The organism is Nocardia sp. NPDC049190, from assembly GCF_040648115.1.
GTDB lineage: Bacteria > Actinomycetota > Actinomycetes > Mycobacteriales > Mycobacteriaceae > Nocardia.
Window position 1 is genome coordinate 97,811 of record NZ_JBEZDE010000022.1, and the last position, 17,412, is coordinate 115,222.

Genomic DNA, 17,412 nt, shown 5'->3' on the forward strand with positions numbered 1-17,412 from the left:
GGTCCGAGGACGGCGCCGTCGCCGCGCGCGGCAGTTATCGACGGTGGCCACGCAGGGCCCTGCGGCGGTGACGTGGTTCGGGTTTGTAGCCGAGACCGCCGAGCATGAGCCGCTCCTCGGTGAGCCTGGGCCGGAGCCTGGGGCCGGTCGGCCACCAGTCGTCCAGTTCGACCAGGCCGGGTTCGACCAGGTCCAGGTCGCCGAAGGCGGCGGCGATCTGTTCGCGGGTGCGATACCAGCCGGAGCCGAGACCCATGTCGAGGAAGCGGCGCTGCAACTCGATGGCCAGGTCGTGGGCGTCGGAGTCATCGGCGGGGTCCCAGAAGTGGGTGATCGCGACATAGGAGCCGGGCGGCAGCGCGTCGATGTATTGGCCCGTGATGCCGGCCGGGTCGAGGGCATCATCGACGTGGTGCAGGATTCCGCACAGAATCAGCGCGAGTGGGCGGGTGAGGTCGAGGTTCCGGGTGACCTCCAAGTGGTTCAGCAATGTATTCGGCTCGGTCAGGTCGGCCATCACGAACCGGGTGTACTCGTCGCGTTCGAGCAGCGCCCGGCCGTGGATGTCGCAGACCGGATCGTTGTCGACGTACGTCACCCGCGCCTCGGGATTCTGCTGTTGTGCGACCTCGTGGGTATTGGTGGTGGTCGGCAGCCCCGCGCCGATGTCGAGGAACTGGTCGATTCCGACCTCGCCTGCCAGATACCGAACGACGCGGTGCAGCCAGTCACGGTTCATCCGGGACACCGCGCCCTGTCCTGGAGCGACCTCGAGGAGCTTCGTGAGGACGCAACGGTCGATCTCGAAGTTGTCTTTGCCACCGAGGCTGGCGTCGTATACACGTGCGATGCTCGCCCGCGTAGTGTCCACGCCGACCGGTGCGCGGACACCGGTGCGGGGAGGGAAAGCGGGATCCGGCATGGCATGACCTCTCTGTGGGATGGATATCACGCGGTCCGCGTGGCGAGGGGGCTACGCGAATTCGCCGCTGTGGGTGCGCAGTTCGGCGGGGGTGTCGAGATCGGTGGTCGTCGAGCGACAGGAGTCGCGCGGCGCGGTATTCGCGCTGAAGCCAGAGCTTCGAATTTCGGGGGGCGAAGAGGCTGACCGCTGTTGTCCCTGGCGCCTTTGTCGGCGTCGAGTCCTCTGACAGTAATTTGTTCCACGGTGGCCTTTCTCGCTGTCGAATGTGTGCGGCCGAGCGATGGGCGGGAAAGGGATTCGGAGCCGTGCGGGGTAGGGCTGTCTTCCACTGACCGGATCTGTCGCCGTGGATGAATTCGCGTGCTGCGGATGCTGTTCGCCTCGGGCGGAACTGCACGCGCCATGCTCGACGGCGTCGACCGGTTCGGCTCGTCCTCGCGGATGTCGCCGATCGGGTGGCGACGTGTGGCATGTCGGTGTTCCGTTGTGCCGAGTGAACCGAACACCTTCGCAGATATGCTGCAATCCTTCAGTGGGACAATCCTTCAGTGGGACAATAGATGCGAGGTGGAACTCCTATCACTTCACAATGACTGGCCCTTCGGCGCGGTGCAACAGCCGTGCGGCCCTCGTTCTCCGATTCCCGGTGGCAGCGTCGCAGGCACACCCGAATATCTGATCGCAGAAGCAACGAGTGCACGCTCGGTGGTGGGTGCCGACCATGCGGGTAAACCCTGATTTTCACCCGGACATCCCGCCTTACCTGGTGATTTGTGCAGGATCAGCTGTCATGATCGACGAGGAGACGCAGACGCCTGGGAGGCACGAAATGGTGTGGAAGATTATTGGTATCGTCGCGGTCGTCTGGGTCGCGCTCGCCATCATCGGCGCCCTGATGAAGGCGCTGTTCCCGATCCTGGTGATCAGCGCGATCGTGTCCGGGTTGTACCTGCTGTACAAGGCAGTGTCGGGCTCGGACAAGTCCACGGTGAGCAAGTTCTAGCGCGGCGCGCGGGGCGGGCAGCGTCCTATCGGGGGCGGCGCGGGGCCGTGTTCGGTCGGCAGTGCTTGAATGATTCCGTGCAGCAGCTTCCCGAGGACTGGCAGCGTGGCCTGGTCATCGTCGCGCATCCCGACGACATCGAATACGGCGCCGCCGCGGCGGTGGCGCGCTGGACCGGCCAGGGCAAGGACATTCGCTATGTACTGGTGACCAGCGGCGAAGCGGGGATCGCCGGGATGCAACCCGCGGTCGCCGGACCGCTGCGCGAGGCAGAGGAAATCGCCGCGGCGCGGGTGGTGGGGGTAGCGCAGGTGGAGTTCCTCGGTTACCCGGATGGTCGCGTGCAGGAGAGCCCGCAACTGCGCCGGGATCTGGCCGCAGCGATCCGCAGGCATCAGCCGGAGATGGTGGTGCTGTTCCACTTCGGTGACACCTGGGCGCCCGGGCGCGTCAACAGCGCAGATCACCGTGCGGTCGGGCGCGCTGCACTGGACGCGGTATCCGACGCGGGCAACGAATGGATTTTTCCCGAGCTTGCCGACCAGAAGCCGTGGTCGGCGCGGTGGGCCGCCGTGGTCGGGCCGTATGCCACGCACGCCGTCGACGTCACGAACTTCCGCGCGCAGGCCATTGCCTCGCTCGCCGAGCATCGCCGGTACCTCGAGGCGCTCAGCCCCGAGCCGGTCGCCGAGCAAGTTCGCGCGGTGGTCGACATGGCTATCGGCGCCAAGGAAGGCTTTCCGGCGGATCACGCGGTCGGCTTCGAACTTTTCCAGTTCGGCGGCTGATCCGGCGGCGGCGCGACGGTCTGGATCGACCGATTCGTTTTCGGGTCGGTGGCATGGTCGACGACCGGAGGCCACGAGGACATCCGCATGACCGTTCGGGTGATCGGCTGCCGGTGCGGCACGCGCCGGCACGACGCATGACCGGAGCGTGTGCGGAGGTGTGGCAGGCTAGGCGGATGCGAGTAGCCGTCGTCGCGGGGCCTGATCCCGGGCATGCGTTTCCCGCTATCGCGTTGTGCTTGCGGTTTCTGGCGGCCGGTGACGAGCCGGTCCTGTTCACCGGTCCCCGCTGGTTCGATGCGGCGCTCGGCGCTGGGATCGGCGTGCGCAGGCTCAAAGGTCTGGCGCCGCGACCCACCGACGACGACGCCGACGCGGGACAGCGCATCCACGAACGCGCCGCGCATATTTCCACCGAGATCCTGCCCGACCTGAGCGCCATGCTGCCGGAGTTGGTGGTTTCCGATGTGCTGACCGCGGGCGGCGGCATGGCCGCCGAACGGCTCGGCGTGCCGTGGGTGGAGCTGTCTCCGCATCCGCTGTATCTGCCGTCGAAGGCGTTGCCGCCCATCGGCAGCGGACTGGCTCCTGGCGCCGGCCTGCGCGGCCGAGCGCGGGACGGCGTACTACGCACCATGACCGCGCGCGCGCTCCGCCACGGTCGGCGCCAGCGGGGAGTGGCGCGCGAGAGCGTCGGTCTCCCCGCCGTCGACCCGGGTCCCGCGGCTCGCTTGATCGCCACGCTGCCCGCCCTCGAAGTGCCGCGTCCCGACTGGCCGGAGTCCGCGTACGTCGTCGGCCCGCTGTTGTGGGAACCGACGGAGGCGATCCTGGACCTTCCGCCCGGCGACGGGCCGCTGGTGATGGTCGCTCCCTCGACCGCCCATACCGGCGTCGCGGGCATGGTCGACGATGTCCTGGCCGCCCTGGACGGAACCGGTGTCCGGGTGGCGATCTCGATGCTGGACACCCCGCCGGCCGACCTTCCTCGGTGGGCAACGGCCGGCCTGGGCCGCCAAGACGTCCTGCTCACCCAGGCATCCGCGGTCATCGGCGGTGGCGGCCACGGCCTGCTCGCGAAGTCCCTCTCCGCGGGTGTCCCGATCGTCACCGTCCCCGGCGGCGGCGATCAGTGGGAACTCGCCAACCGCGCTGCTCGCCAAGGAAGTTCGATCATCGTGCGTCCACCGTCCACCCGTGCGCTCCGCGCGGCGGTGCACGAGATCCTCACCGACCCCCGTTACGCCACCGCCGCCGCCGATGCGGCAGCCCCTGCCTCCCTGCGCGACCCGGTGGCCGTCTGCCACCACACTCTCCGCACCGTGCATCCCTGAGGACGAGTGGCGATCCCTGGTGCGGTACTGGCCGGGAGTATCTTGTGGATGGTGCGGTTGACTGAGTTTCAGGAACTGTTGCATACCGAGTTCGGTGTGGCGCGGGGTGATGCCTTGCTGTCCGATCATGTGATCCCCGCTTTGGGCGGTCGGACCGGGGCCGATGCCATCGAGGGCGGCGTCGATCCGCGGGATGTGTGGCGCGCGCTGTGCGCGGATTTCGACGTACCGCGGTCACGCTGGTGAGCGCCACCGAGCAGGTCGATCAGGGAGGGCCGCCGCACCGGTTCGACGAGCGACGGCGGATGATTCCGCTCGATCCGCAACGCCTCGCCGCTCGGGTGGCGGACGCGCACCCCGTCGATTTCACCGGTTTCCGGCAGACCGGCATCGAGTTGATGCTCCTCGGCCGCTACGACCTGGCGCTGGACCACCTCGATCGTGCGCTCGAGTTGGTGGACACCGAGCAGCGCAGGATCACCGTGTGGATCAACCTGGGCGACGTCTATCGGTACCGAGGCGACGCGCGCGCGGCCGAGCGGCTCTACCGTCGCGCTGTCGAGCACGCGCGGACGGCCGCGCCGGAGGTGCTCTCCTTTGCCGTCCAGCACCTGGGCAAGGCGCTGGCCGAACGCAACCAGTTGCGCGAAGCGCGTGCGTTGCTGGTTCAGGCGATGGAACTGCGCACCGCCGAAGGCGACCCCGACGAGATCGAATCCACCCGCGCAGCCTTGGACACGCTGGCCGAGCTGCCGATTCCCTTGCCGCCCACGGTTGCCGCACTGCTCGGCGACACACCGATCTGGTCGGACGAGCTGGAAAGTATGAGCGACGGTGTCGTCTCAGTCGTCGGTACCTACCGGATCGTGCGTGGCCCGCGGGCTCTCGCCGAGTGCGAGCGCCTGAATTGGTTGCGAGGTCGCGGGATTCGCCTGCTGGACGTGGCGGCGTTCGAGGGCGACGTGTTACTGCTCGCCGACGCGCGCGTGCCGAGCCAGGTCACGCGAGGTGCCGACCCGGCGCCGACCTCGATCGGCGCCGTCATGGGCTCGATCCTGCGGCGGTTGCACAGCATTCCGATCGCAGAGTGTCCGTTCGACGGCCGCCTCGACGCCGCCTTGGCCCAGGCGCGCCGCCAGGTGGTCGAGGGTCTGGTCGACACCGAAGGTTTCGACGACGACCACCGGGGCTGGGCGCCGACGGATATGTTGGCACGACTGCTGGCCGAACGCCCGGTCCACGAGGAGTTGGTGGTGGCGCATGGTGATTTCACCCCGGCCGCCGTGGTGGCGGGCGAAATCCTGCTCGATGTCGCCGCGCTCGGCGTCGCCGATCGGTACCGGGATCTTGCGCCGGCTGTGCGTGATCTGCGGGCCGACTTCGGCGAGGCCGCGGTGACGGACTTCTGCGGCGCCTATGGCGTGGCCGAGCTGGACCATCGCCGACTCGAGTACTATCGGCTGCTCGACGAATTGTTCTGAGCCTCATTCCTTCTTCGCGTAGTGCCGTGCCGCCTTGGTGCGGTTGCCGCAGGTCGCCATCGAATGCCAACGCCGCGTGCCATTTTTCGAGGTGTCGTAGAAGAACAGCACACACTGCGGATGCGCGCACTGGCGGATCCGATCGGGCGCTGTGCGCAGCAAGCCCAGTAGATTGTCCGCGGCCAGCCAGCCGGGTAGCCAGATCTGCTCGGGCACATCGACCACATCGGCGGGTCCGGACTCGGTCAGTGTGCGTCGGATCCGACCGTGTGCGAGTACGTCGTTGAGCCCATCGTGGGAGGCGCCCGTGACCACGTCGGCAATAGCCGCGCGTGCCGTGCGCACGGCTGCCAATGTCGCTGCGTCGGCCTGTGCGCGGGTGGCGAGACCGACCGAGTCCAGCCAGATGCGCAGCCCGGCCACATCGGTGAGCAGATCCTGTGGTCCGTGCTCGATCCATCGCGTGTTCAGCAGATCGAGTGCCAGCGGTTCACCGAGATGAGGGCGTGGATCGGGCATGTCTGAGGGTACCGAGTCCGCGCTGATGTTCAGGGCGACGACCTCCTGTCTAACTGCTGATTCTGATGTCAGTGGTTGACTTTGTTCGGGACTTGCGGCTAGATTCTAACTAGTCAAACGAATCTAGACAGTTGAATCATTCCGAGGAGGAACATCATGACCGCGGTCGTCACACCCCGGCTCGCGACCGGGCACATCGGCCTGAATGTCTCCGACCTGGACCGTTCGGTGGATTTCTACCGCAGGGCACTCGGTTTCGAGCAGCTGGCCGCCAGCGCCGACGGCGACCGGCGCTGGGCCTTCCTCGGCGTGGACGGCAAACTCGTCGTCACGCTGTGGGAGCAGAGCAACGGCGCGTTTTCCACCGAAACGCCAGGACTGCACCATCTTTCGTTTCAGGTCGACAGCATCGACCAGGTGCGCACGCTCGAGCGTGCGCTGCGCGAGCTGTCGGTCACCTTTGTCCACGATGGCGTGGTAGCGCATCGCGAGGGCGTGACCTCCGGTGGCATCTTCTTCACCGACCCCGACGGTATTCGACTCGAGATCTATGCGCCCAGCGGCGCCGAAACCGCGCCCTCCCCCAGTGGCGCTGCGCCGACCTGTGGGTTCTTCTGAGGTCGTGATCTCGCCAGGCGCCCGCGCAGCGAAGGAGAATCGTGATGGATCCGTTCCACCCCGGTGAGGTCGCCGTCCAGCGCAGAATGGGCCAGTCGCACATCGCCGACCGGGTCGGTCGCACGATCCGTTCCGATATCCCGGCGGTCGCCGCCGACTTCCTGTCCGAACAGCCGATGGTGGTGATCGCCGCCGCCGACTCGGCGAGCAGGCTGTGGGCGAGCGAACTGGTCGGGCCGCCGGGATTCGTGCACGCGCTCGACGATGCGACCATTGCCGTCGGCGCACGGCCTGCCCTGGGGGATCCGCTCTCGGATGCCCTCGCCCTCCCTGCGCACATCGGGATGATCGCGCTGCAACCGCAGCAGCGCAGGCGGATGCGGGTCAACGGCAGATCGACACCAGCCGGCGACGGTTTGCGCATCGTCGCCGATCAGGTGTACTCGAACTGTCCCAAGTACATCGCGCGCAGGCAGCTCGAGAGTTATGCGCCGGATGCCGTACCGCCGGTCCAGCGCCATCGCGCCGAGTTGGACGCGCGTCTGGAATCCGCGGTCGCGGCGGCGGACACGTTCTTCGTTGCGTCCGCCGATGTGGATGGGAATGCCGACGCCTCGCACCGCGGCGGAAATCCCGGATTTCTCCAGGTGCTTTCGTCCACCCGGTTACGGTGGCCCGAATATCGGGGCAACTCGATGTTCATGACTCTGGGCAATATCGAAGTGAACCCCCGCTGCGGAATTCTGGTCCCGGACTGGACGACCGGCGCGACCCTCCAACTCACTGGCACCGCCGAATTGGTCTGGACGCCCGGCGCCGTCCCGCGGTGTTCCGTCGACTTCACCGTCGACGAGGTGGTCGAGCGCCGCGGGGGAGCGTTGCGCTGGGGGCCGGCCGAACTCTCACCCGCCAATCCCTGAACCACCCGAGAATGGAGTCGTGCGATCCGACCGCGGGCGTCCCCCGGGAGTGTGAACGGTCGTCGTTGCCTTGGGGGCCGGTACGTGCGGGACCCGACGCGCCGACGAGCTTGTCGGACAAGGCGTGGATCGGACAAGGCGTGGATGCTGCTGGATTCCGATCGGATCGCGCTGGTGCGCTGATCGCGCGGTGTTTGCCGAAGAACCGTGAAGCCCGCTCGTGCGGCGCCGGGCGCGTCGCTTGACTCGAACATCTGTTCGTCTACCCTTGACGCCAGAACTTGTCGGTGCCGCCCTCTACTGTAGGCGCCAACCACAGAACGAGACCTACCCGTCGAAAAGGGGATCAGGACCATGGCACCACAGGCGTACGACCGCGACAAGGCGCTCGAACTCGCGCTGGCCCAGGTGGAGAAGAGCTTCGGCAAGGGCGCGGTCATGCGCCTCGGCGAGGAAGCCCGCCAGCCCATCTCGGTGATCCCCACCGGCTCCATCGCGCTGGACGTGGCGCTGGGCATCGGTGGCTTGCCCCGCGGTCGCGTCGTGGAGATCTATGGTCCGGAATCCTCGGGTAAGACCACTGTGGCGCTGCATGCGGTAGCCAACGCGCAGGCTGCGGGTGGCGTGGCGGCGTTCATCGACGCCGAGCATGCGCTCGACCCGGATTATGCCCGCAAGCTGGGTGTCGATACCGACGCGCTGCTCGTCTCCCAGCCCGACACCGGTGAGCAGGCACTGGAGATCGCCGACATGCTGGTGCGCTCCGGCGCCATCGACATCATCGTCATCGACTCGGTGGCCGCGCTGGTGCCGCGCGCTGAAATCGAGGGCGAAATGGGCGACAGCCACGTCGGCCTGCAGGCCCGTCTGATGAGTCAGGCGCTGCGCAAGATGACCAGTGCGCTGAACAACTCGGGCACCACCGCGATCTTCATCAACCAGCTGCGCGAGAAGATCGGCGTGATGTTCGGTTCGCCGGAAACTACCACGGGTGGTAAGGCTTTGAAGTTCTACGCGTCGGTGCGCCTGGACGTGCGCCGCATCGAAACGCTCAAGGACGGCAGCGACGCGGTCGGTAACCGTACCCGGGTGAAGGTCGTGAAGAACAAGGTTTCGCCGCCGTTCAAGCAGGCCGAGTTCGACATCCTCTACGGGCAGGGTATCTCCAAGGAAGGCTCGCTCATCGACATGGGCGTCGAGCACGGCTTCATCCGCAAGTCCGGCTCCTGGTACACCTATGAGGGTGACCAGCTCGGCCAGGGCAAGGAGAACGCCCGCAAGTTCCTGCTGGAGAACATCGACGTGCGCGACGAGATCGAGAAGAAGATCAAGGAGAAGCTCGGCATCGGCGCCGACCTGACCGCGGATCAGGCCGCCACCGAGGTGCCCGCCGATTTCTGAGCCGATGACCGGCCGGCGCATGCCCGGGCCACGCCGGACCGGGCCGCAGGAGTTACGGTCCGACCCGGTCGACGAGATGCGGCGCCGATTGGAAGATCTCCTGTCCGCCTCCCGCCGGTCGGCCGCCGCCCGGCCCGGCGAACAGGAGCAGGAACGAGTTCGGCCGGCCGCAGATAGTTCGGCCGGGCCGGACACCATGGGAACCCGGTCGAACGCGCCCGATCCGCAGCGGGCGCGTTCGACCGGGTCCCGACATGGCCGTCGAAACGCGATGCGGCGTTCGGAATCTCCGTTTGCTGACTCCGAAGAGTCCGACGGAAGACGGGTCGATCAGGTGGCGGCCGGATCTGAAGGCGGGACAGTCGAGCAGGCGAAGGAGGCCTGTCTTCGACTGCTTGCCGTTCGCGCGCGCAGCCGCGCCGAGCTTGCTCAGCGCTTGGCGGCGAAAGGGTACTCGCCCGAGGTGAGCGAACAAGCACTGGATCGCCTCGCCGACGTACGTCTCATCGACGACGCTGCGTTCGCCGAACAATGGGTGAATTCCCGCCATACCGTCTCCGGCAGAGGAAAACAGGCACTCGCGCAGGAACTTCGCCGCAAAGGCGTTGCGCAGTCCGATGCCGCGTCCGCCTTGGCCGCCATCACCGACGATGACGAGGAAGTCCGCGCCGCCGAGCTGGTCCGCCGAAAACTGCGTTCCGGGACCCGAGACCTGGACCGTGACAAGACGATCCGCCGACTCGTCGGTATGCTCGCCCGCCGCGGCTTCACGCAGTCCACGGCGTATCGGGTGGTCCGGGCTGAACTGGCCGATTACGGCGCCATCGAAGCGGACTTCGGGGAGCCGCTCGACTAGCGAATCACCAGCGGCCCAGGGCGTTGTCGCGGTTCTTGCGTGCGGCAGACGCAATGACCGGCCGGTCGTCGGATTCCTTCCTGCACTTGGGGGTTCCGGTAGTAATCGCCGAAAACAACGGATAGTGCGTCACGAACGTGGAGAGGAGCTGGAGGTGTAGGAGGAGCTTCTTGAAGCGGTGCTGCGTGAGAGATGGAGGATTCTCGACCCTCCGGTGTCGCCCTGCACGGGGGAGGCGCAAAACCACCCTCTGCTGCGTTAGCTGAAGACTGTCGTGGTGAGCGATGAGGGAAAAAGCGTCCGCTGGAGGCGTCAGGTGGGGATCAGGAAGGCGTTGCGCTGAAAGCCCTTCCGGGGGTTCGCTGTTGAAGCGACGAAATGTTGAAGACGACATCGAAACCTGGGTTTATCCGACCTTGGGATAAGAACTCAGTTCAGAATGAGTTTGCGGAGGCATATGACCGAACAGACGAGGCTGAGTAGGGCCTGATGGATGTCGGCTCGGCGTTCGTAGCGTGTTCGTAGGCGTTTGAAAGCGTGCAGCCATGCGAAGGTCCGTTCTACCGGCCAACGGACGGTACCCAGACCGGAGCCATGGGCGGTGCTGCGGCGGGCGATGACTGGTGTGATGCCGCGAGCGCGGACCAGTTTGCGGTACTTGTCGTGGTCGTAGCCGCGGGCGGCGTAGAGCCGTCGGGGACGCCGCCAGGGGCGGCCGACCCGGCCACCGATGACGGGCAAGGCACCTAGCAGCGGGATCAGCTGGGTGACGTCGTTGCGGTTGCCACCAGTGAGTATGACCGCCAGGGGTGTTCCGGCAGCATCGGTGATCAGATGGTGCTTGGAGCCGAGCTTGCCGCGGTCGACCGGGCTCGGGCCGATATGGTCCCCCCTTTGAGAGCCCGCAGATGCGAGGAGTCGACCAGGGCGTTCGGCAGTTCCAGGCACCCGACAGCGCGCAGCTCGCTCAGCACTTGTTCGTGCAGCCGCTGCGACACCCCGGCTTCGTGCCATTCGGCCAGCCGCCGCCAGCAGGTCGCGCCGGAGGCTCCGAACAGTCCGGTCGGCAGCTGGTTCCAACCGATGCCGGTGCGGGCCACGAACAGGATGCCTTCCAACGTCGCCCGGCCGCCGGTCCGTCGACGGCCCGGATGCCGAAAGCGTCTCTGTCGCATCGGAATCAAAGGCTCCAGCCTCGCCCGCAACGAATCGGTCACTACCGCATCAACCACAGCAAGAGTCTCAAAGACATTGCGCAGCAGATTAAACCGACACGCCGACTCATGCTGAACTGAGCTCTTACAGTAACTTGTAGATGGAGGAGAGTTGGCAGCGGCCGCGTGCGTTACTGTCTGGCCGGTCCTGAGGAGCGTTTCAACCCGACCTGGGGCGCGTGCAGCCCGGCGTCCCGTAGCGGGGGCGGCGTATCTCCCAACTCCCCGAACTTTTCGAATCCGTACCGCTGATAGCGTTCGATCGCTGCGGTCCCCACGGTGGTTTGGCTGTAGACGTCGACGTTTCCCAGCCGGATGAGTGCCGCTCGCATCAGGTCTCGGCCGACTCCGGTGCCATGCCAATTCGGATGCACATACCAAGCATTCACCACTCCGGCGCCGTCGTCGCGTATCGAGACCCAGCTGAATCCCGCGACCGTATTGTCGGCGGTGCGCGCTACCAACAGTCCCGGCTCGCCCGACGCGGCCAGTTGGGACCACTCCGCGATCCTCCGCGGGCCCAGGTCGCCCAGCAGGAAGTCGTCGAGGTGCTGTGCAGCTCCAGGGAGATCGTGGTAGGCGACGCGTGTTGCCAGCACATGTGCACGCGCGATCCCGGGGCCGTCGGTCGTGTGCGCGGGTCCGACGATTGCGGGTCCGGCGCCGTCCAGGCTCATATCGAGATATTCCGCTGGCAGTCGATCGGGGACATCACCGATCGCGGACCGAGAAGATGCACCGGTTGGGAGCGTCGGCCGCGCTGATCCGCGCCCTGTGATCTCGGCGATCAGGTCCACGGCCCGAATATCGGCTTCGACGTAGATCTTTGCCACCTGTCTGACTGCCGCGCTGAGACCCTTGACGGATTCGGCGTCAGCCTTCGCTTCCCGAGTCAACATATCGGTTAGAGCCGTTTGAATTTGTCTGAGTAGCTGGATAGCTCTGTTTTCCAATGACAACTCGGTTTTGTTGACACGGACCGATTTCGCTGTGGAGAATGCTGGTTGGGCGACCCCGGTTTCGTTTGCCTCGGTCGACTGGGATGGGGGTGATGTCGGCGGGACTTTCGACAGTTTGCCTTTGTGAATGATGGCGCCCGGTGTGGACGAGGGCAACCAGCTGCAGGCTGTTGACCGCGCCAAGGAGCTTGGGCGGCCTCGATCCTTATCGCGCCGGTTCAGCGAAGAGATAAAAGCGATGATCTGGCCGCTGCCACCCGCCGGATTCAAGAAACAACCTGGTCTCCTCTCGGCGAGCGCTATCGCAGCCCCGCAACTGCCGAACGTACATATTCCCCATGGCTGGCGAACAGGTTCGAGTAGAGTTGATCGTCTACTTTCACCCACCGTGCTTGTGCCGCGTCACTTCCGGCCTGGATCCGGATTTCGGTGGCTTCGCTGGGGTTCAGATGATAGTGAAAGGCTGTGGTTTCCATCCACGCGTTATCCGTGTTTCGGGTGTCATCCACATAGCCTTGGTAAACATTCCGGACTCGTGAAGCATCGATCTGGACACCCTCTACACCGGCTTCTTCACCGAGTTCTCGAACCGCCGATTGCCATGGCAGTTCACCTGCATCCACCTTGCCGCCAGGTATGGCCCACTCCCCGGTGTCTTTGCGTTGGATCAGGAGAACTTCCAGACCACCGCGCTCGTCGAACCTGGTGATGATCGGATCGGCGGCCTGCGTCGCGCCCCATTTATCCAGCATTCCGCGCCCACGCAAACCGGTTCTACCACGTGGGTTCAACGGGTAACCTTCCGCGTCCCGCTGTACTTGCGCCACTTCATGGCTGGAGAAAGTTTCGATCTCCCGAGGATCATCGGGGTCCGGACGATCCCCTTCTTTACGGTATCGAGTGTTACCCCGCGGCACATCAACAAAAAGAGGATTGTATCCGGGAGAATCAACGACCCAAGAGGACTTGTCCGGAGGAACCGGAACTCGTCGAAGATCGACGATTCCCCTTTCTACCCTTGCCATCTCCAGGAGCTTTTTGTTGATTGTCATGTCCGGAACCGGATCGTTTTTGCCCCCCAGGGCTGGTGTTCGGGAAAGGCCGGGCTCCTGTGTCGCAGAAAGCTCGCGGTCCCCGGTCGCGCGGAATGGTCCACCAATGTCATGATCGGCAGCATCGAACGTATCGGCAGCACCCCGAGCTGGATCGCTGCCGGCATCTCGGTACTTGCCCGTCACGGCCTCACAAACTTCCGTGATCCTTCCTGACAGATGATCACGGAATCTCCTCCACGCATTGCCCACTGCCCTACTGAAGACCATGTCGAAGCCTGCCTGGAAGACGCATGGGAGAGCCGTCGAAGGAAATAGATCCATTCCACCACGTAGGCGAACTTCTCGTCGTGGAATTTACGATCGTAAGATACGAATGACCCTGACGAGGGCCCCCGTAGAATAAAGAAGACAATTCTTCACAAACCCCGTTCACGAGAAACAGTCCCGGGCCCGCGGCTGCTAGCCCGCTCTCCCGGTACCATGGAACAAGCCGGTACCAATGGCACACCGATCGCGATCATCTGCAGTTGCCGCGGCGTAATGGCTTTGCGATACCCCGTCCTCCGCTCGCACAGTGGCTTCCATATGCGCATATCGGATGCGACGAGATATGGTTACGAGTTAGGCTTTCGCGCGATTATCAGAACAGCAAATGACAAACTTCTATCCAACGTGCTCGTGATTCAATGGGTTTCGCGGGAAGGATTTTTGATCGAACGCCTGATCGTAAGAGAGGATAGGATGGCATTACGGCTCGCTGAAATCAGGTGGAAACGAGCGCTACCGGGATGACGGTGTTATGGACCGCTGCTTGTACCTCAGCGGCAGCCATGTCGTCTGCATCCTTATCGACCCGGCGAAGAAGCCGAGGTCGAGCTGGTCGTGCGGCGGCCTGCTGACCATGGACGGGACTCACTGCCGCTCTGCGCAACTCGGGCCGAGCCGCCGCAGGAGCAACAGCGGGATCACTCGCTCGGTCCTGCCCTGATATTTGGTGAGATCGGCAGATTCGGCGAGAAGCTTCGCCCAGAGTTCTGCGCGTGCGGTGCCTCTCAACTCCTCGGCCCGCGCGGGGAACCTCTCGATACCCACCTCGACTGTGATCGTCGGATTGGCCTCGAGGTTGTGGTACCACATCGGGTGTGTCGGCGATCCGCCATTGGACGCGACGATCGCGAAGGCGCCGTCGTTTTGGGCGTAGTAAGCGAGCGGTGTGACGCGCTCGATCCCGGATTTGGCACCGATATGGTGGATCAGGATCAGCGGGGTGCCTGCCAATACCCCGCCGACCCGTCCGCGGTTCGCGCGAAACGCCTCGACGGTCCGGCGATCGAAGTCAGTCACGGCTGATCTCATAAACAAGGCCGAGGCGGCCGTCCGGTAGTTGCTCGACATTGCGCAGTTCGGCCGCGCGACGTTTTTCCGACGTCGTGAAGAGCCCCGTGCCTTGACCGGCGATCAGCGGGTAAACGATCAGCCGCAGTTCGTCCACGAGCCCGGCGTCGATGGCACTGGCCGTGAGGGCGGCCCCACCCATCAGGTAGATGTCTTTGCCGCGGTCCAACTTGAGCGCCGCGAGCTCGTCCAGGCCGCGCAGGAATTTCGTGTTCGGCCATGTGGCCGAGGTCAGGGTGCTCGACACCACATAATGCGTGGTCCGGCCAGCGACCTGCGCCCATTCGATCTCTCCGGGCGTGGGCACGCTGCCGCTCTGCGGATGGACTGCATCGGGCTGGTTCTGGATCGTGGTCCAGTACTGCTCGTATCCGGGGTACATCCGGCCGCCGAGCACGCACGCGTCCACTTGTGGTGTCAGGTCGTAGTCGTCCGACCAGCCGTCCACCCAGTCCGCGTATCCCTGCGAGCCCTCGGATTTCCCGTCGACCGAGATCTTCATGGCTGCGATAATTCTGCGCATTCTTATTCTCTCTCAATATGTTTCGGTTCAACTGCCGATTCGCGCGGCGTATTCGACACGCAGATCGGTCATGACGTCGTCGAAGTGCGGCGGTGTGCGGTCGGCCAGTCGGTCGACGAGCAGGTTCAGATGCGCATGCCAGCCTGCGCCGTAGTAGACGAGGCCGTCACGGTCGGCGATGCGGCGGTGGGTGACCACGAGCCGGACCCGGTCGCCGACCGGGGTCAACTCGAACGTGACATCGGAACCGTCGTCCCAGGTGTAGGACAGCAATCGCGGTGGCTCCCACGCCAATACCGTGCCCTCGATCAGGTGTTCATCGACCGTGCCGCGCGGGGGGCCGGTGAGTTCCGCATTGCGGAACACATGTTCCACCGCGCCGCCGACTCGCGGCTCGACGCCGCCCGCCGCCAGCCAGGTCTTGCGTCTGTCCGGCTCGGTCAGAAATGCCCAGACCCGCTCGATCGGGCCACGCACTTCACGTTCGATACGAATCGTATCCGGGGAGACCAGAGTGCAGTATTCGCTCATTACTCTTCCTTTTCGAGGTCGTCGGCTTCGAGGGCCGCTTCGAGTGCGTCCATCCGCTCATTCCAGAACTGCTCGTAATAGCGCATCCAGGCAACACCGTCGCGCAGTGGTGCCGCATCCAGCACGCAGGTATGCGTGCGCCCATGGACGAACCGCCGCACCATGCCCGCGCGTTCGAGCACTTTGATGTGCTTGGACGCCGCTGCCAGCGACATCGAGAACGGCGCCGCCAGCTCCCCCACCGAACGCTCCCCACCCGCGAGGCGGCTCAGCATCGCTCGGCGAGTCGGATCGGACAACGCGTGGAAGATCGAGTCCAGCCGTTCCGACGAATTCTCAACCACAAGGTTGAATATCGCCGAACGTCAAACGATTGTCAAATCAGTTGGGTGTCGAATGTTCCGCTGCACATGGCCTGCCTGACGAATGATCACCTCGGTTTAGAGCCCTTGTGGCCCTGATCAGGGCCGGAAGACCTCCGATGCTCGTAAGAGTCAAGCTGCTGTGCGTGTCGGCGGTGTGTCGGGGACCGGGCCGAATGCCTTCACCGGGTCGAAGGGCTGACCGGATTGGAGGCAGTGGTGGAGCTGGCCGAGCATCTTGTTGAACAGGTGCCGCACGCGGGTGCGTGCCGGTCGCCGGCGGCGCGGCGTTTCTGGTAGTGCTCGCGGGCCGGGTCCTGGTTGCCGGTGGCGGAGAAGGCCCAGGCCCAGCCGGCGTCGGCCAGGCGGTCGTTTTTGAGGCGCTGGTGGGTGATGGCGATCGTTGCCTGGGGCGCGAGTGACGGGCGCGGATCCGGCGTAGGCCTTCAAGGCTCGGTCATTGGCGAATCTGGATCGGTCGTCACCGATTTCGGCGACGACCGAGCGCCTGTGAGGTCGGCCAACCCAGGAAAGCTGGTGACGATCGGATAGGGATGCTTGCGGAACTCCTCGGCCGCGGCCTGCGCGAGGTCGTCGGCACCGGCGCAGGCGGCGTCGAGAATTGCGCGCAGGGCGAGGGCCTGCCGGCCCATCGCCTTCTCCGCCAGGTGCGGTTGCCGCAGCTGGCGGGATGCGCAGGCCTTCGGCGATCTCGGCGGCAACAGCATCAACGCTGCGCTTGCGGCCGGCCCGGCGCAGAGCGGCCGCGATCCGGGTCTTGGTGAGTTTGGCCGCTTCTGGGGGAGTAGGGGCGAGCGCGAGGACGGCGCGGGCTTTGATCCGGGCGAGGTTGGTGGCCGACTTCCCGGCGAACGTGCCCAGGAATGCTGGGTAGTACTCGCGCAGCAGCGAGCGCAGTTCGTTGCTGGCCTTGGCGCGCCGCCAGACGCGTCCCGCTGGGCGCGTGCCAGCGCCGCGATCGCTTGGACGAGTTCGCTGTCGGCGGGCAGGCGGGTGGTATTCGCCGTCGACGCGGATGATGTCGGCCAGCGTCATGGCATCGACGTGATCGGATTTCGCTCGCGCCATGGAGTGTCGTTCGCGGTAGCGGGCCACGACCATCGGGTTGATCGAGTAGACCGGGCGACCGGTGGCGCGCAGTGCGGCGACCAGCAGTCCGCGCGGGGTTTCGATCGCGACCGGGATCGGGTTCTCGGCGCTGTCGCCGGCCGCGGCGAGTAGGCGGTAAGTTCGGCGAGTCCGCTGGGGGTTGTCGTCGATGCGCTTCTTGGACACGAGTTTTCCGTCGCTGTCGACGATCGCGATGTCGTGATGGCCTTCGGCCCAGTCGATTCCGCAGTGCCGGTTCAATCCAACCTCCATCAGATCGAGTGTTTCCGCAGGTCCGAGACCTCGGCGAGAACGCGCAGCACCTAGTAGTACTTTGTTAGGTTGGGAAGGTGTGGTGGCAGAGTGGGCAGGTACCGATCCAGATAGCCAGTGCGCGTTGGATTTCGCGGACGATGCC

The 17,412-nt window shown here is 65.2% G+C and carries 19 protein-coding genes and 1 pseudogene; 9 read left to right on the forward strand and 11 right to left on the reverse strand.

Features of this window, described 5'->3' with window-relative positions; genetic code table 11:
• Positions 1-34: 34 nt before the first annotated feature.
• The gene (locus AB0B25_RS20095) at positions 35-922 is read right to left on the reverse strand and encodes an SAM-dependent methyltransferase (protein ID WP_357181448.1); all 888 of its coding nucleotides are present in this window, start codon (positions 920-922) and stop codon (positions 35-37) included.
• Positions 923-1,715: 793 nt separating this feature from the next.
• Between AB0B25_RS20095 and AB0B25_RS20100 the strand changes: the two genes are divergently transcribed.
• The 5 genes from AB0B25_RS20100 (at position 1,716) to AB0B25_RS20120 (ending at position 5,531) form a co-directional block, all read left to right on the forward strand.
• The gene (locus AB0B25_RS20100; RefSeq protein WP_357181540.1) at positions 1,716-1,928 is read left to right on the forward strand and encodes a hypothetical protein; all 213 of its coding nucleotides are present in this window, start codon (positions 1,716-1,718) and stop codon (positions 1,926-1,928) included.
• Positions 1,929-2,005: 77 nt separating this feature from the next.
• The gene (locus tag AB0B25_RS20105; RefSeq protein ID WP_357181451.1) at positions 2,006-2,716 is read left to right on the forward strand and encodes a PIG-L family deacetylase; all 711 of its coding nucleotides are present in this window, start codon (positions 2,006-2,008) and stop codon (positions 2,714-2,716) included.
• Between the two features lie 176 nt (positions 2,717-2,892).
• Positions 2,893-4,050 (forward strand): nucleotide disphospho-sugar-binding domain-containing protein, encoded by a 1,158-nt coding sequence (locus tag AB0B25_RS20110; protein ID WP_357181454.1) that lies wholly within the window; start codon positions 2,893-2,895, stop codon positions 4,048-4,050.
• A 51-nt stretch (positions 4,051-4,101) separates the two neighbouring features.
• Positions 4,102-4,296: a DUF3046 domain-containing protein gene (locus tag AB0B25_RS20115; RefSeq protein WP_357181534.1), complete on the forward strand. Its 195-nt coding sequence runs from the start codon at positions 4,102-4,104 to the stop codon at positions 4,294-4,296.
• Positions 4,293-5,531 (forward strand): phosphotransferase, encoded by a 1,239-nt coding sequence (locus AB0B25_RS20120; protein WP_357181457.1) that lies wholly within the window; start codon positions 4,293-4,295, stop codon positions 5,529-5,531. Before AB0B25_RS20115 ends, AB0B25_RS20120 begins: the two co-directional genes overlap by 4 nt.
• Before the next feature lie 3 nt (positions 5,532-5,534).
• Here the strand turns inward: AB0B25_RS20120 and AB0B25_RS20125 are convergent, their stop codons facing one another.
• Positions 5,535-6,050 (reverse strand): CGNR zinc finger domain-containing protein, encoded by a 516-nt coding sequence (locus AB0B25_RS20125; RefSeq protein ID WP_357181460.1) that lies wholly within the window; start codon positions 6,048-6,050, stop codon positions 5,535-5,537.
• Positions 6,051-6,206: 156 nt separating this feature from the next.
• On the opposite strand from AB0B25_RS20125, the gene AB0B25_RS20130 reads away from it, so the two are divergent.
• The 4 genes from AB0B25_RS20130 to recX all read left to right on the forward strand — a co-directional run bounded on the left by AB0B25_RS20130 (position 6,207) and on the right by recX (position 9,845).
• Entirely contained in the window at positions 6,207-6,668 is a 462-nt protein-coding gene (locus tag AB0B25_RS20130; RefSeq protein WP_357181462.1) for a VOC family protein, read from the forward strand.
• Positions 6,669-6,712: 44 nt separating this feature from the next.
• Positions 6,713-7,588: a pyridoxamine 5'-phosphate oxidase family protein gene (locus tag AB0B25_RS20135; RefSeq protein ID WP_357181464.1), complete on the forward strand. Its 876-nt coding sequence runs from the start codon at positions 6,713-6,715 to the stop codon at positions 7,586-7,588.
• A 354-nt stretch (positions 7,589-7,942) separates the two neighbouring features.
• A complete protein-coding gene (recA, locus tag AB0B25_RS20140; protein ID WP_357181467.1) occupies positions 7,943-8,989 on the forward strand; it encodes a recombinase RecA in 1,047 nt (348 codons plus the stop codon).
• 271 nt (positions 8,990-9,260) lie between these two features.
• Positions 9,261-9,845: a recombination regulator RecX gene (gene recX, locus AB0B25_RS20145; RefSeq protein ID WP_357181537.1), complete on the forward strand. Its 585-nt coding sequence runs from the start codon at positions 9,261-9,263 to the stop codon at positions 9,843-9,845.
• A 429-nt stretch (positions 9,846-10,274) separates the two neighbouring features.
• Here the strand turns inward: recX and AB0B25_RS20150 are convergent.
• From AB0B25_RS20150 to AB0B25_RS20190, 9 genes and pseudogenes are all read right to left on the reverse strand, one after another.
• Positions 10,275-11,077, reverse strand: a protein-coding gene (locus AB0B25_RS20150) for an IS5 family transposase (protein ID WP_357181469.1) whose coding sequence is annotated in 2 segments (ribosomal slippage) — positions 10,275-10,741 and positions 10,741-11,077 — 804 coding nt in all. Because the reading frame shifts where the segments join, the coding sequence is not laid out codon by codon here.
• Between the two features lie 113 nt (positions 11,078-11,190).
• The gene (locus tag AB0B25_RS20155) at positions 11,191-11,736 is read right to left on the reverse strand and encodes a GNAT family N-acetyltransferase (RefSeq protein WP_357181472.1); all 546 of its coding nucleotides are present in this window, start codon (positions 11,734-11,736) and stop codon (positions 11,191-11,193) included.
• 581 nt (positions 11,737-12,317) lie between these two features.
• Entirely contained in the window at positions 12,318-13,256 is a 939-nt protein-coding gene (locus tag AB0B25_RS20160; RefSeq protein ID WP_357181475.1) for an NUDIX domain-containing protein, read from the reverse strand.
• A gap of 122 nt (positions 13,257-13,378) precedes the next feature.
• A pseudogene (locus AB0B25_RS20165) lies at positions 13,379-13,666 on the reverse strand (L-asparagine permease); the annotation flags it as partial.
• A 319-nt stretch (positions 13,667-13,985) separates the two neighbouring features.
• The gene (locus AB0B25_RS20170) at positions 13,986-14,417 is read right to left on the reverse strand and encodes a nitroreductase family deazaflavin-dependent oxidoreductase (RefSeq protein ID WP_357181478.1); all 432 of its coding nucleotides are present in this window, start codon (positions 14,415-14,417) and stop codon (positions 13,986-13,988) included.
• On the reverse strand, positions 14,410-14,970 hold the full coding sequence (locus AB0B25_RS20175) for a dihydrofolate reductase family protein (RefSeq protein WP_357181481.1): 561 nt from the start codon (positions 14,968-14,970) through the stop codon (positions 14,410-14,412). Before AB0B25_RS20175 ends, AB0B25_RS20170 begins: the two co-directional genes overlap by 8 nt.
• 48 nt (positions 14,971-15,018) lie before the next feature.
• The gene (locus AB0B25_RS20180) at positions 15,019-15,522 is read right to left on the reverse strand and encodes an SRPBCC family protein (RefSeq protein WP_357181483.1); all 504 of its coding nucleotides are present in this window, start codon (positions 15,520-15,522) and stop codon (positions 15,019-15,021) included.
• A complete protein-coding gene (locus AB0B25_RS20185; RefSeq protein WP_357181486.1) occupies positions 15,522-15,866 on the reverse strand; it encodes a metalloregulator ArsR/SmtB family transcription factor in 345 nt (114 codons plus the stop codon). The genes AB0B25_RS20180 and AB0B25_RS20185 overlap by 1 nt, the downstream gene beginning before the upstream one ends.
• Positions 15,867-16,016: 150 nt before the next feature.
• Positions 16,017-17,267, reverse strand: coding sequence for a transposase (locus AB0B25_RS20190; RefSeq protein WP_357181488.1), 1,251 nt, complete (start codon positions 17,265-17,267; stop codon positions 16,017-16,019).
• Positions 17,268-17,412 lie beyond the last annotated feature (145 nt).